Origin of the sequence: Aestuariibacter sp. GS-14, from assembly GCF_006494365.1 — a bacterium.
GTDB lineage: Bacteria > Pseudomonadota > Gammaproteobacteria > Enterobacterales > Alteromonadaceae > Alteromonas > Alteromonas mangrovi.
This window is the reverse complement of sequence record NZ_VHIP01000002.1, coordinates 503716-518532: the sequence shown is the minus strand read 5'-3', so window position 1 is coordinate 518532 and position 14817 is coordinate 503716. Positions and strand designations below refer to the sequence as shown.

Genomic DNA, 14817 nt, shown 5'->3' with positions numbered 1-14817 from the left:
GCAAAATTAGTGTCTGGCAATCATCCGTTTGCGTTCAAAATCCCGGATTTTTTCTACATATTGCTGAAGGCCTTGCTTGGTTAATACGCTGCGGCGCCCATCCAGCACCTGAGCATTAAACTCATCAGCAATTTTACGTGCAGCATTGTGCATCATGTTGAACACCTGATGAGGGTCACCCTCAATAGGTAATAACATGAACAACGACACACCGCGCGTAGTGAAATTTTCCAGGTTATCAATATCAAAATTACCCGGTTTAAACATATTTGCTAAACTGAACAACACCGGGCCCTTGCCGTTAGAATTAACGTGACGATGAAAAATATCCTGATCACCAAATTTAAAACCAAGCGTAAGTAACATAGGCAATAACGCAGCACCACTGATTGGCGCATCTTCTGGAGCGCGTACGTTGAGAATCAATACTTCCTGGTCGACATTCGCATTACCGGGACTTGCTTTGGCAGAGTGAGATTGCGCTGACTTTTGTGCATCATCAAAATTTATCTGCATTTGCTCATCATCACCAAAATTGGGTTCCTGACGACGGCGAACGGTTGGTTTGACTTTTTTGCGCAGCGTATTTTTTTCAACTGACGCGGATTCCACAGCGATTTCAACTTTATCATCCTGAGCAGCTGTTCTTTGCTGACGTGCGTCCGGACCAAGCGGCGCATCAAGCGAGAAATCGATTGCCGGTTCACTCTTGTCGTCTGATTCAGCTTGTGCTTTAGGCTTCGCAGCCGCCTGCTCGCCTTTCAGTAAAAATGAAGGCGGTGCTGGCATCACATCAATATTGTCTGCTGTAGCTTCCTTGGTGCCAAATTGAGGCTTTGGATTTGACACTACTGACGCGTAAATTTTTTCAACCTTTGGTGCAACAGGAGGCTCCTGAGCTACAACAGTTCGCGTCTTTTCGGGAGACTCAGACTGGTTCCCTGTATCATCGTCAGCCCCATCAGGTTCGAGCAAAACACTGTCCTCGTCTTCGGAGGCGTGAACCGAGGGTGCTTGAGATGAGGGCTTTTCACCACTCACGACGCGCACAGATCCAATACCGTATTCGTCGAACTGTTCTGACGAATCGGGGTCGTCGTCAGATTCATCCACTTGCCAGTCCTGGGGCTCAACACGCGGGGGCTTTTTGGCCTTGTTGTTTTTGCGAATATTCCATAAGCCATGTGCCAGTACGCCGATGATAAAAAAACCACCCAGCAGTAGCAGTGACCAACGTAATTCATCTTCCATCGATTTCTATGCCCTGTGAAATTATGCTTCTACCAATGAAACGGCCTCTTCGACGTCCACAGCAACCATACGGGAAACGCCTGGTTCTGCCATGGTTACGCCGGTTAAATGACTGGCCATCTCCATTGCGATCTTATTATGGGTAATATAAATAAATTGTACTGATTTCGACATTTCCGACACCAGCTTACAAAAGCGCCCCACGTTTGCATCATCCAGAGGCGCGTCTACTTCGTCTAGCAGGCAAAACGGCGCCGGATTTAATCTGAAAATTGCAAACACCAATGATAAAGCGGTTAACGCTTTTTCTCCACCGCTAAGCAAATGAATTGTACTATTTTTCTTTCCGGGCGGTCGGGCCATTATGGTTACCCCGGTTTCGAGCAGGTCATCATCGGTTAATGCTAAATAAGCAGAGCCGCCACCGAAAACTTTGGGGAACAATTGCTTCAGATCCTCGTTGACCTGTTCGAACGTATGGCTGAAACGAGTACGGGTTTCGCGGTCAATTTTCCTGATCGCGTTTTGCAGCGTATCCAATGCATCGGTTAGGTCGGTAAACTGCGTGTCCAGATGGGTTTTGCGCTCGGCCTGAATATCATACTCCTCAACTGCTGCCAGATTTACCGCACCAAGACGACTGATAGCAGCACTGGTTTGTTCCAGCTCCGTTTGAGTGGGTTTCTCCTGCGCTTCTGCAGGTAAGGATTCCAGCACGTTCTTAAGTGTCACATCCAGTTCGTTAAGCTGCTCGAGGATGGCCGTTCCTCTTACTCTCACGCCTTCGGCTTCAATTTTCAGGCTATCGAGTTCCTGCTGTCGCTTGGCAATGGTCGCCATTTGTCCCTGCTGGCCCTGCATGGCTTCTGCCAGCATGGATTCAGCATGCTCCAGTGCCAGTTGTTGCTCGCTTTTTTGTTCTTCGAGTTGTTCTTTATCAGTAAGATAAGCCTGCAACTGAGCCTTTTGTTCATTTTCCGGACTGGACAAGGCTAACAGTTCACGTTCCAATGCGTCTTTTCGTTGATTCACATCTTGCACCTGGCTTTCAAGCTGTTGCTGTTGGGCAGCGGCACTTTGCAGTTTATTGCGCAGATCCTGTAATTGGAGTGCCTGCTCATGCAAGGCACGGGTATATTGTTCATACTGCGCACGTTGACTGGCCACCTTTTGTTGCAATGATTGCCGGGTAGCGTCAAGTTGCTCCTGTGCAGCGGCTTGTTCTGCCAGTTGCTCCTCAAGTGCTTCTAAACTTTCATTCAACATGGCCAGTTCGATAGCTTCCTCTTCAAACTGATCCTTCTGGCGTGCCAGTTCATCATGCAAGCGCTGGCGCTTCTGTTGCTGCTGTTGTTGCTGCTCTTTAAGCCACTGAACCTGATGCTCTCGCTGCTGCAACGCATTCTGTTCCGCAGACAAACGGCTCTGGTGTTGTTTTAAATTATCCTGGTATGCATTTAGCCTGGCTTCGGTTAGCGTAACCTGCCCGGTCAATTCAGCCACCGCGTTTTCGCCGCGCAGGATATCCCCGGCAAGTCTGGCAAGGGTTTGCGCCCGTTGCAACTGCCCTGCCTGTTCGTCCTTCTTGCCAATACGCAACCAATCCTGTGCCAGCCACTCTCCGGTTTCCGTTACAAAAAGGCTAAAGGGGGAAGCCCCAAGTAAAGCCTGGGCAGACGCGACATCTTTTGCCACACCAATGTGGTTAAAAATGGCGGGGACTTGAGGGTTCTCAACAAGCGACGCTACCGAACCCGGTGATTTAGACTCAGTAAACTGGCCTTCGGTAAAATAATGGAAACCTGCCGTAAACGAAGCCTGCGCAGATATACCACTTTGTAATGAGCAGTCTCGCAAAACCTGAGCGTCACCCAACAGCGTTAATACGTGCTCAATAACCGCTGCTTTGCCTGGCTTTGGCGTTAACCATTCCCATAATGCAATTGCCTCTTCGGGTTGTGCTTGTTGTGGTGCCGATGCTTTTTGCAGGATGTCTAAAGCCGCATGTTGAGACTGCAGGGATTGTAATTCGCCTTTCGCGGCTAACAGCGCTGCATTGCTATTAGCAAGTGCTGAACGCGCTTCTGTTTGCTCTGTTTCCGCCTCAAGTAATGCCTCTGACAGTGCTTCTACCTGAATTTCAAGGTCACTTTTTTCTGCTTCTAACTGCATTAAACGTGTCTCAAAATCATCCTGGGTATATTCTTTGAGTTCCTGCTCCAGTTCGCCAATTCGTTGCTGAGTGCGCATTTGCATTTGCAGCAGAGTTTGTACTTTGCTGTGGTGGGTATGTACTTGCTGTTTTAATTGGTGGTAGCCCTGATCAGCCTGCTGAAACGCTCGTTGATGTTGTTGCAAGGCTTGTTCTGCCTCGTCCCGGGCAATATCGAGCTGCTCACAGTAAGCCTGCTTCATTTCATACTCAGGCTCTAAGTTCAACAATGATTCCGACAAGGTCTCGTGCTGATAAACCAAATGCCCCTGCGTGTCGCCTAACCGAGCCAGTTGGTCATTTAGCGTGTTGAGTTCCTGCTGAATTTGCTGACGGCGCTGTTGATTATGCTGAGCAGACTGCTCAAGTCTGGAAATCGCCGCACTCACAGTAAACAGCGATTGTTGTAACGTATCCAGTACTTGCTTGTGCTCCTGGGCTGCCACCCGATATTTCTCGATGCCAGCTTCATCACCGCGTTGTTTAGCGGTTAACGCCTCAATCTCGGTTTTCACCTGCTCTTGCTGACTGAGCAATTTTTGCAAGTGATCGTCTTGCTTTAACCAGCGAATAGCCGCCAACTCAGCTTTGAGTTGCCGCTCCTGGGCTTTGAGTGTTTTATAACGTCGGGCCGCTGCCGCCTGACGCTGTAATTTGTCGAGCTGGCGTCCAAGTTCGGCCCGCACATCCTCCAGTCTTTCTAGGTTATCCTGAGTATGGCGTATGCGATTTTCAGTTTCGCGACGGCGCTCCTTGTATTTGGAAATGCCGGCGGCTTCTTCAATAAACACCCGAAGTTCCTGTGGCTTGGATTCAATTAACCGCGAAATCATGCCCTGTTCAATAATGGCGTAGCTGCGCGGGCCTAACCCGGTCCCCAGAAACAAATCAGTGACGTCACGACGGCGACATTTACTGGCATTCAAAAAATAGGTTGAGGTGGCATCGCGTGTAACTACTCGCTTGATTGAGAGTTCGTTGTATTTGGCGTATTCGCCCGCGATTCGGCCACTGCTGTTATCGAATACCAGTTCAACGCTGCACTGCCCCACGGCCTTGCGCGCAGTTGAGCCGTTAAAAATAACATCCGTCATGGCGTCGCCACGCAGGTTTTTCGCCGAGCTTTCGCCCAGCACCCATCTGACTGCATCGATTACATTAGATTTACCACAACCATTGGGGCCTACAATGGCAGTCATATCACCAGGAAAAGGAATACTGGTTGGATCGACAAATGATTTAAACCCAGCGAGTTTGATTTTTTTCAGTCGCATAACACACCTCCGCATCGACAGCAGTTCGAGCGGACAGCGGGCATTAGCCGGGATGTAATGATTCCCGGACGATTTCTGTCGTGAGGTAAACGGATCACGTGCGCACTGTTGGTTGTTATTATTGCCTGAATGTAACAAAGATCATCAACTGTAACAATTAACAATTCACTGTTATCCCTAAGACTTTTATACTGATTTCTGTTGTATTTTATGGAGTCACTATGCCTCATCGCAGTGGAATAGGTTATTTTGCATCAGGCTTCGACCTGATCACCACCAAAGGCTTAAAGCGATTTGTATTCGTGCCGCTTTTCATCAATCTTGTGCTGTTTTCAATGGCATTTTATTTTTTAATCGGTGAAATTCAGGGAGCCATTGATTACATTACCGGTTTAATCCCTTCCTGGTTAGGCTGGCTGAAATCAGCCATTAGTTTTTTTGTGTGGCCACTCGCCGTGATCAGTATCCTGCTCTCCTTTGCTTTGGTGTTTGGTACCCTGGCAAACTGGATTGCCGCCCCCTTCAACGGCTTGCTGGCTGAAAAAGTAGAACGCCATCTTACCGGGCAAAGTCTGGGAGACGAAGGGCTGATGGCCATCGTGAAAGACTTACCGCGCACGTTAAGCCGGGAGATCACCAAATTGCTGTATTACCTGCCACGCGCGTTGGGATTTTTACTGTTATTTTTCTTCTTGCCGGTTATTGGGCAGGTGTTGTGGTTTTTGTTCTGTGCCTGGATGATGGCCATTCAGTATTGCGACTACCCTTTCGACAACCACAAAGTGCCGTTCAGAACCATGCGTAAACATTTGGGTGAACGCAAAGGTTTAAGTTACTCTTTTGGCATTGCGGTAAACGTCATGGCCATGATCCCAATTATTAACTTTCTGGTTATGCCGGTAGCTATTTGTGGTGCTACGGCCATGTGGGTGAACGAATACCGCACTAAGGTGCTGACTCAGCCTCAGTAACAACGTCAGGTGTGCTCTTTGGCAGGGGTAAAAAAGCGCTTTGCTCCTGTCGCACTCTGTCAAGCCAGAATGCAGCCTGCTCAGATTGCTTGGCGCGCTGAAAAGCCTGGAATAAATTCATCGACACTGTACGCTGAACCGACGGATCATTCAGGCGTTGTTGCCAAATGCTCAGGTACAGCGGTGGAATGTATTTTGCGTCATGGTTTTCTAAAAACGTCATGCGATCACTGGGTTTGTAACTGGGCTGACGGATGTTACGACAAGTGCGGGCGGGCGTTAATTGCACTGGAAATTCAATTGCCTGCCACTTATCAATATTCTCCAATGGTGCATAGGTTATCTCACCTAAAAACACCAGATTAGGAGCAGTTTTGCGGCTGCAATATTCTCTGGCTAACCCGGCTGTTAACGGATATTCATCCACAAAGCCCACAAAATGTGCCAGTTCATGTACAAACACACTGTAGGTGTCGCCCACATCAAGATACATTACGCCGTTGTTTACGTTAGCTTTTCCACTCTCGGCCAGCACAACAAAATGCGAAATATCCTGCGCTGCAACCACATCTGCCAACGGACGGATATCACAACCCAAACGGCCTTGCCCCCGCCAATTGGCATCACAGGTGAGTGCGTCTTTTTTCAGCCATTGTGGTGGAGCCATGCAAATCGCTAACGATTTCAAGCGGCGATCCTGATAAAACTGTCGGTAAATCCTGTCGGCCTGCACCACTTCGGCCAGGCCAAGCGCAACCGGCAGTATTTTTTGGCGACATTGCTCTGATTGCCATTGTTGAGGTAATGACGAGCGCAACTGACTAGCCATATCTGCTACAGATGTCTGCTCATAACGGTTTAATACCGAAAGTACGCCAGCCGCTTCTTCGTGATCATGCTCAGCTGCAAAACTAAAAAGCGCTTTAGCTTGCGCTTTGTCGCCTTGTTGCCAACGAAAGTAGGCCAGTTGAAACGCACTCTGAGGATCTTGCTCCGCTGTAATGGCTAACCAGGGCTCGGCAAGTTCTGGCTGTTGATATAACAAATACCAGTCGGCTAACGCAGTTTGTGCTTCAAATAACCCTTGTTCCGCAGCCGCAGTCAGCCAACTCGCCCGATGAGAATAGTCATCACGACTCAATGCAAATTCGTATTGTGCCTGCGCTACCCCACCACGGGCTGCTAATCGGACTAATCGCTCAGAGATCCTGGGATTGTCCTCAATACGCGACAATGTTAATGCGGCAGGCGCATAACCAATGCCAATTAACTGTTCCAGCCAATAAGCGTCATTGTTGGATTCTGCGTACGCGTGCAGCTGTTCTTGCGCGGTTTCATTGCCCTGTGCAGACGCTGTCCAAAGCAATGATGCTGGATTTTCCGCTTGTTGGGCATTGTAAATAAGCTGAGAGGATAACTGGCCGGTATCCGCCGCAATTGTCAGCGACGTAAATACTACCAGACAAGTGGCTCTAAACATGTTGTTCGTTATTCAGCCACAGTATTTTTGCGCAGGCGCTCTAATTCAAGGCGCGCATAACGGTGCTCAACATACTCAAATACATTCGTACTTAAAGCAAACTTAAAGTAATTGGATGCAATACCAGGCTGCTGCTTTTCTTCGTGGTATTTGCCCAGGTAGAAATAGGCTTCGCATAACCGGTCTGTCAGTTCTTTCTCACTGGTAACACCGGTTAACAATGAATCCAGCAACTGATTTTCGGTTGCTGTTCCTAAAAACATATCTACCAGTTTGGTGGCCCAATGTTGTTCAGCTAACGCGGCTCTGCGCTCTGCAAGCAGATTTTTTGATGTGAGTGGATCATGTTCTCTGTCGGCAAAGTACGCCCACAATGCTCGAAAAGGATCTTGTGGTGCCTTAGCAGCAAAGGTTGCCAGATCCTGAACCGCCAGATCCGCTCGACCACCGTAGTACAATGCAATACCGCGATTCAGAAACGCAAATTCATAATCGGGATCAATTTCCAGCGTTGAATCAAATGCTTCATAGGCCTGACTGAATTCACGCTGTTGAACCAAGTGAACTCCAAGGGAATTATAAGCTTCTGCCATATCAGGCTTAAAACTAATAGCGCGGTTGTAATCAAACTGGGCCAGACCGCTTAAACCCACGCTGTCGTAAAGCATACCGCGTTGAAAATGGATTTGCGCTTTATCGCTGTCGGTGAGTTGAGCATTAGTTAATATCTGCTCGAAACGGGCAATGGCGACTTGCGAACGCACGCTGACAGGCGCAGGTTCAGGTACCAACAGGTTTCCCATTTCAGTTTGCTTTGCAGTGTCTGGTGTTTGTACACAGCCAGCCAGACCAATTACCAATAAAATTGCACTCAAACGATACAGCATATGATAAATTTTTCTGTCCAATCCATTCCAGTTGTAGGTACTATAACAGAAGATACCTCAGTTCATGCACTGTCGTGTCAGGAAAAAAGAAAAATAGTGCGAAGAACAATCGTACAACAACGCAGAAACAGGAAAATTAATTTGTTAGAAAATTTAAAAAGTGCAGCGCTAAACGCACAACGACATGCCTATGCCCCTTATTCAAAATTTAAAGTGGGTGCGGCTTTAGAGGCCAATGATGGCAATGTATATTATGGCTGTAATGTAGAAAACGCAGCCTATCCACTTGGACAGTGTGCAGAAGCTACTGCAATTGGCAGTATGATTGTTCAGGGCGCAACGTCAATTAAGCAAATAGTGATTGCCAGTCCTACCGAAACGTATTGCTATCCGTGTGGCGGATGCAGACAAAAAATTGCTGAGTTTGCCGACAAGTCGACACCTGTAGTGATGATCACGCCTGACGGCAAGAGCATTTCAACAACGGTGGGAGAATTGTTACCGCAAGGGTTCACCCTCACACCGCAACGTTAATCAATCTGTAGTTATTACCCATTCGCATAGCCATAAGCGGTCTGCGCGCCGCTTTTGTACATGCCGAACGCCGCGATTAACCTTTTTTAGCGGCCTGACGTGCATTAAATGCCGCCATTTGTTCTTCAGTAGCGGGTTGTTGATGCTTGTCTTTCCATTCGCTGTACGGCATTTTGTACACAATTTCCCGCGCAGCTTCGTAATCAATCTCAATGCCTTCATTCGCCGCGGCCTTGCTATACCACTTTGCCAGGCAATTACGGCAGAAGTCTGCAAGGATCATCAAATCAATATTCTGCACATCTTTATTGGCATCCAGGTGGGCGATCAACCTTTGAAATACCTGCGCTTCGATGGCATTTTGTGTGGCTTTATCCATGGTTTTCTCCTACAAAGTAAAAAGGGGCAATCAATGCCCCTTTCATTCGATAACTATCGATTACTCTTCGTTTGACTCAGACTTTGCTGGCTTTTCCAGCAACTCTTTAATGCTCAGACGAACGCGGTTCTGACGGTCAATTTCCATCACTTTCACGTCTACCATCTGACCTTCTTCAAGGTAATCATTTACTTTGTTTACACGCTCGTGGGCGATTTGCGAAATGTGTACCAGACCTTCTTTACCTGGCAATACTTCAACAAACGCACCGAAATCTACGATACGAGTTACTTTACCGTGGTAAGTTTTACCCACTTCGATTTCAGCAGTTACCTGTTCGATCTTCGCAATCGCAATTTCTGCTTTCGCACGCTCAGTTGCAAAAATCTTAACAGTACCGTCATCTTCGATTTCAATGCTGGTGTCTGATTCTTCAGTAATTGAACGAATCATCGCCCCGCCTTTACCGATAACATCACGGATTTTGTCCTGATCGATTTTCAACGTGTAAATGCGTGGTGCAAATTCACTCATTTCTTCACGGTGGCCACCAAGCGCCTGGTCCATCACACTCAGAATATGTAAGCGGGCTTCTTTCGCCTGCTTCAGTGCGATTTGCATGATTTCTTTAGTGATACCTTCGATCTTGATATCCATTTGCAGCGCCGTAACACCTTCAGTGGTACCCGCTACTTTAAAGTCCATGTCACCCAGGTGGTCTTCGTCGCCGAGAATGTCTGACAGAACTACGAAGTTGTCGTCGCTCTTCACCAGACCCATCGCGATACCTGCAACAGATGCTTTGATTGGTACACCCGCATCCATCAGAGCAAGCGATGTACCACAAACAGACGCCATTGAAGACGAACCATTTGATTCAGTGATTTCAGATACAACACGCACAACGTACGGGAATTCTTCTTCACTCGGCATTACCGCCTGAATACCGCGCTTCGCCAAACGACCGTGACCAATTTCACGACGCTTAGGAGAACCGATCATACCTGTTTCCCCCACACAGTACGGAGGGAAGTTGTAATGCAGCATGAAGCGGCTGTCTTTCTTACCAGACAGTTCGTCGATCATCTGTGCATCACGCTCAGTACCTAAAGTAGCCACTACCAGCGCCTGAGTTTCACCACGGGTAAACACAGCTGAACCGTGAGTACGTGGCAATACGCCAGTTGAAACGTTAAGTGCACGCACCATAGTAGGATCGCGGCCATCGATACGCGGCTCACCAGCCAGAATGCGTGAACGTACTACGTCACTTTCCAGCTCGTGCAATAAATCAAATACTTCTTTGCTATCCAGCTCTTCATCAGCAGCCAAAATTTCAGCTGCGGCTTTTTCAGTTACCGCAATAACTGCATCTTTACGCTCAAGCTTGTCAGAAATCTGATAAGCCGCAGTCATACCTTCCAGGGCAAGTGCTTTGATTTTGTCTTTCAGGCTGGTGTTTTCCACCGGTGCTACCCAATCCCATTTGGGTGTAGCAACTGTAGCAGCAAACTCGTTTACTGCAGTAATTACTGTTTGCAGTTGTTCGTGACCGAACATAACCGCACCCAACATCACGTCTTCAGATAATACGCTGGCTTCTGATTCAACCATCAGAACAGCGCCTTCAGTACCCGCAACCACCAAATCAAGTTTGCTGGTTTCCTGTTCAGTAGTACGTGTATTTAACACATACTCACCGTCAGCATAGCCAACGCGCGCAGCACCAATTGGGCCATTGAACGGAATACCTGAAATTGCTAATGCAGCTGAGGTGCCGATCATGGAAATAATGTCGGTAGGAATTTCAGGGTTGGCAGACACAACGGTTACCACAACCTGAACTTCGTTTTTAAAGCCATCAGGGAATAATGGGCGGATTGGGCGGTCAATAAGACGTGCAATCAGTGTTTCACTTTCTGACGGACGACCTTCACGCTTGAAGAATCCACCAGGGATTTTACCGGCAGCGTAGGTCTTTTCCTGATAGTTAACCGTTAACGGGAAAAAATCCTGGTCCGCTTTCGCGTCCTTTTTGCCCACAACAGTTACCAGTACCGTAGTATCGTCCATGCTGGCCATTACTGCAGCGGTTGCCTGACGGGCAATTACACCCGTTTCAAGAGTCACAGTATGCTGACCATACTGGAATGTTTTTGTAATAGGAGTCACTATTTATCCTTTAATTCTTTCTTTACGATTTCTTCGCTTTTAAACGCGGCGCTTAGTATAGCGGCGATACAATATCTTTACCAATAACTAATCGGGTCAAATGCAAAATTTTACCGCTATTGAGCAGTGTATTCAGCTCAGGCTGGGTCCTAATTTATGAGATTCCGTATATTTAATGAAATCTGCGCGGCCTTTTCATAGATCAAATAATAAGACTACCCTACTTTTTTTACGCAAAAATAACCGTCGATTTAGCAAGGTCATTGTTAGCCTTGCAGAATCGGGCCCGCGATACCGTTTTCTTTTTGTTGACGTTGTACTTCTTTAAACCACAGTGTGGACCAGTCTGCCCTGATTTTCTGCTCTAGCGTAAAAGCTTCATCGGATGGGCAAAACAAGCCAATTTTGATGATGATTTTTGCCAGGTGATTTGTCACAATTTCAATCTCAGGATCAATGCTGATAAAGCCTGCGTCGAGATTGCGTTCAATCAGACTCTTGTACCTCTCAGCAACGACCCTAAAATGCGCACAATGCTCAGTTACCGTGGCCTGAAAAGGCTCTAACAGTACATAGGGATTGGCCAGGGGTTCATTGGTGATTTGAAAATTATGCAGTCGGTAGCGGCGCAGGAAATTGAGGTTTTTTACCACCTGATTCATAAGTTGATTATTTGGCACATAAACGTGTTTTCCGGTATAGGTATAGGACTCTGGGTCAACCTCTAACAGCGTGGTTTTGGCCCAGTCCAGTTCAACCACTTCACCAACCTGATTGCCCAGTTGCACCCAATTTCCTACGCGAAAAGGTCGGGTAGTCATGTAATATACGAATCCAATAAAACACTGAATAAGCTCCCGGGTTGCAAACACAATTGCCACCATAAAGGCGGCAATCGACAATGCCAGGCTTTGCAATTCGTTTGCCCACAGCGTTAATAACAACACCACCAGCAATGCGTTACCAAGCTGGTCGATGGTGTTGATTGAATGACGCTTGTCTTCGCCACGGCGCTTACTCTGATGGCGTAATAATTTGATCAGAATTTTTTTGACGGCCAGAAACAGGACCACCATGAATAGGGATGTCAGGAGTTTATGCGATTGAGCAAATTCCAGGATCAGTGACCACCCATACTCAACAGTTTCATTCACGTTAATTTGCCTCTTTAACGAAAAAAATCACCGTGACAGAGCACGGTGACCTTAAAAACCGAATTGTAACCGACTCACCTGAGGTAATCATCTGGTTTATCGATGAAAAAATGCGACTCGGCTACCTGTCCGAACAGTATAGCCTATTCACGTATCTGCCCGCTTCCCAAAACCAGATATTTTTCTGTTGTGAGTGATTCCAGCCCCATAGGACCATAAGCATGAAGTTTTGTGGTGGCAATACCTATTTCTGCGCCCAAACCTAACTGACTGCCATCGTTAAAGCGAGAGGACGCATTCACCATTACCGCAGAGGCATCTACTGCGCGTTGGAACAAGCGTGCAGTAGTGTCATTCTGCGTACAAATGACCTCAGTGTGGTGGCTGCCAAATTCATCGATGTGAGCCAGTGCCTGGTTAAAGTCGTTCACCACCCGAATAGCAATCTCAAGACCCAGATATTCTTCACCGAAGGCGTCATCTGCAATCACATCAGCCTGAGTAAAATACGCTGCGCCAGCCGCATTCACATGAACCTTCACACCTTTTTCTTCACACATTGCTGCTACTTGCGGCAAGAAATCGCCTGCAATAGCCTGGTGAACTACCAGTCCTTCCAGCGCATTACACACGCCCGTTCGCTGAGTCTTACCATTAACCAACAGTGACATCGCCATAGTCAAGTCGGCGTCCTTGTCGACATAAAGGTGGCAAACGCCTTTAAAATGCTGAATAACAGGCACTTTGCTGTTTTCAGTAACATAGCGGATAAGACCTTCACCGCCCCTTGGAATAATCACATCAATAGTGTCAGTTTGTTCCATCAGCTCCTGCATCAACGCCCGGTCAGGATCCGGAATAACACTGATCAACGCCTCGGGCAAGGCGTGTTTACGCAGCACGTCCTGCAGTAATTCAGCGATGGCAAGACTGGTGTTTAGCGCTTCTTTTCCACCTCTTAAAATCACGCCATTACCCGATTTAAAGCACAGTGCTCCAGCGTCAGCCGTTACATTGGGGCGCGCTTCATAAATCATACAAACCACACCCAGTGGCACTCGCATTTTGCGGATTTTTAGCCCATTTGGTCTATCGGTGATGTCGCGTTCCTGGCCAACTGGATCATCCAGTGAAATGATGGTTTCAATGCCTTGAGCCATATCTTCAATGCGGGCCGGTGTCAGCGTCAACCTGTCCAGCATAGCGTCGTCCAACCCAGCGTTTCTGCCTGCTGCAACTTCTGCGGTGTTCACTTCAATAATATGGTCTTTGGCATCCCGAATGGCAGCGGCCATATCGGCCAGTACCTTATTTTTAGTTTGTTCATCCTGCACCGCCAGCACTTTGGCTGCTCGCGCGGTGTTTTTTGCAATGTCGCTAATTAAACTCATTTGTTCTCCAGTACTGCTATGTGCTGTTCAGAAATAATTGGACCGGTCTTTTGCTCAAATTGTAACGCAAAGTCCTTATTGTCCTGACTGGCAATAAAATTCAGTAAACAGCTGCTGTAATTTGATTTGGCTTTCGCTAGCTTGGTGCCGTCTTCGCGGCGCACAAGGATAGTATCTCCAACTGAAAACTCACCTTTTACATCGATAATTTCCTTGCTGGTAAGCGAATCCACGTTGCCATCCAGTGATTCTGTAAAGTCCTCATGGATCACCACTTCGCCTTGTGCATTTGATGTATGTGTCATCCAATGAATATTTTCTTTCATTGGTTGTGCATACGCCTGAAAATGCGTGCCAGGGTTTTTACCTTCTAATAACAGATTAAACGATCTTTCGGTAAAGCCATTAATAATAAAAGTGTCTATGCCATGCGAAACTGCCTTTTCCGCCGCTTCCACTTTGGTTTGCATACCGCCAGTTCCTACACCCTCTTCTGCGGCACCGCCTGCCATCGCGTAAATATTTTCATCGATAGTCTCTACCCAGGACAACAGTTTGGCGTCAGGGTGCTTATGCGGATTTTTATTGTACAAACCATCGACGTCTGAACAGATGACCAGCGCGTCTGCATTTGCGCAAGCTGCAACCATGGCTGATAAATTATCGTTATCGCCCACTTTTAGCTTGTCGGTGGTGACGGTATCGTTTTCATTAATAATGGGTAGAACACCGTGATCCAGCAGTGTAAAAATGGTATCTCTGATACTGACATAACGCTCGCGATCGCGTAAATCGGCATGTGTTAAAAGTATCTGTGCCGATGGGAAATCAAATAGTTTATCCCAGGTTGCCATCATCTCCGTTTGACCCGCTGCGGCCATGGCCTTTTTTATTGCGATGTCCTTTTTATTTTGCTCCGGAAAAAGATGCGCACCCGCAGCTACTGATCCTGACGATACCAACACCACCTGAATACCCCTTGCGCGACAACGCACAATAAACTGCGCAATACTTAATAAATAGTGACTACTGCATCCCTGACGGTTTGGTGCAATCAATGCACTGCCAACCTTAACGACTATGCGTTTCCAATTTGAACAACTCATTCTTTT

The 14817-nt window shown here is 47.3% G+C and carries 11 protein-coding genes; 2 read left to right on the top strand and 9 right to left on the bottom strand.

All coding sequences use genetic code 11. The features are described from left to right. Positions 1–6: 6 nt before the first annotated feature. A complete protein-coding gene (gene zipA / locus FJ444_RS05375) occupies positions 7–1251 on the bottom strand; it encodes a cell division protein ZipA (RefSeq protein ID WP_140956886.1) in 1245 nt (414 codons plus the stop codon). A 21-nt stretch (positions 1252–1272) separates the two neighbouring features. Beyond that, entirely contained in the window at positions 1273–4737 is a 3465-nt protein-coding gene (gene smc, locus FJ444_RS05370; protein ID WP_140956885.1) for a chromosome segregation protein SMC, read from the bottom strand. Between the two features lie 221 nt (positions 4738–4958). Between smc and cysZ the strand changes: the two genes are divergently transcribed. Beyond that, complete coding sequence (cysZ, locus tag FJ444_RS05365; RefSeq protein ID WP_181405071.1) at positions 4959–5708, top strand: sulfate transporter CysZ; 750 nt, start codon at positions 4959–4961, stop codon at positions 5706–5708. On the opposite strand, the gene FJ444_RS05360 is transcribed toward cysZ, so the two are convergent. Further along, a complete protein-coding gene (locus FJ444_RS05360; protein WP_140956884.1) occupies positions 5683–7188 on the bottom strand; it encodes a tetratricopeptide repeat protein in 1506 nt (501 codons plus the stop codon). The genes cysZ and FJ444_RS05360 overlap by 26 nt on opposite strands. An 8-nt stretch (positions 7189–7196) precedes the next feature. Then, on the bottom strand, positions 7197–8075 hold the full coding sequence (gene nlpI, locus FJ444_RS05355; RefSeq protein ID WP_140956996.1) for a lipoprotein NlpI: 879 nt from the start codon (positions 8073–8075) through the stop codon (positions 7197–7199). A gap of 96 nt (positions 8076–8171) precedes the next feature. Here nlpI and cdd point away from each other — a divergent pair, with 96 nt between their 5' ends. After that, the gene (gene cdd / locus FJ444_RS05350; RefSeq protein ID WP_370298010.1) at positions 8172–8609 is read left to right on the top strand and encodes a cytidine deaminase; all 438 of its coding nucleotides are present in this window, start codon (positions 8172–8174) and stop codon (positions 8607–8609) included. 76 nt (positions 8610–8685) lie between these two features. Here cdd and FJ444_RS05345 read toward each other — a convergent pair whose 3' ends face one another. From FJ444_RS05345 to proB, 5 genes are all read right to left on the bottom strand, one after another. Continuing rightward, positions 8686–8988 (bottom strand): DUF1244 domain-containing protein, encoded by a 303-nt coding sequence (locus FJ444_RS05345; protein ID WP_140956882.1) that lies wholly within the window; start codon positions 8986–8988, stop codon positions 8686–8688. A gap of 60 nt (positions 8989–9048) precedes the next feature. Next, positions 9049–11160, bottom strand: a complete 2112-nt coding sequence (pnp, locus tag FJ444_RS05340; protein ID WP_140956881.1) for a polyribonucleotide nucleotidyltransferase — start codon at positions 11158–11160, stop codon at positions 9049–9051. A 266-nt stretch (positions 11161–11426) separates the two neighbouring features. After that, complete coding sequence (locus FJ444_RS05335) at positions 11427–12314, bottom strand: mechanosensitive ion channel family protein (protein ID WP_255439029.1); 888 nt, start codon at positions 12312–12314, stop codon at positions 11427–11429. Between the two features lie 143 nt (positions 12315–12457). After that, positions 12458–13705, bottom strand: a complete 1248-nt coding sequence (locus FJ444_RS05330) for a glutamate-5-semialdehyde dehydrogenase (RefSeq protein ID WP_140956880.1) — start codon at positions 13703–13705, stop codon at positions 12458–12460. Then, a complete protein-coding gene (gene proB, locus FJ444_RS05325) occupies positions 13702–14811 on the bottom strand; it encodes a glutamate 5-kinase (protein ID WP_140956879.1) in 1110 nt (369 codons plus the stop codon). Before proB ends, FJ444_RS05330 begins: the two co-directional genes overlap by 4 nt. Between the last annotated feature and the right edge of the window lie 6 nt (positions 14812–14817).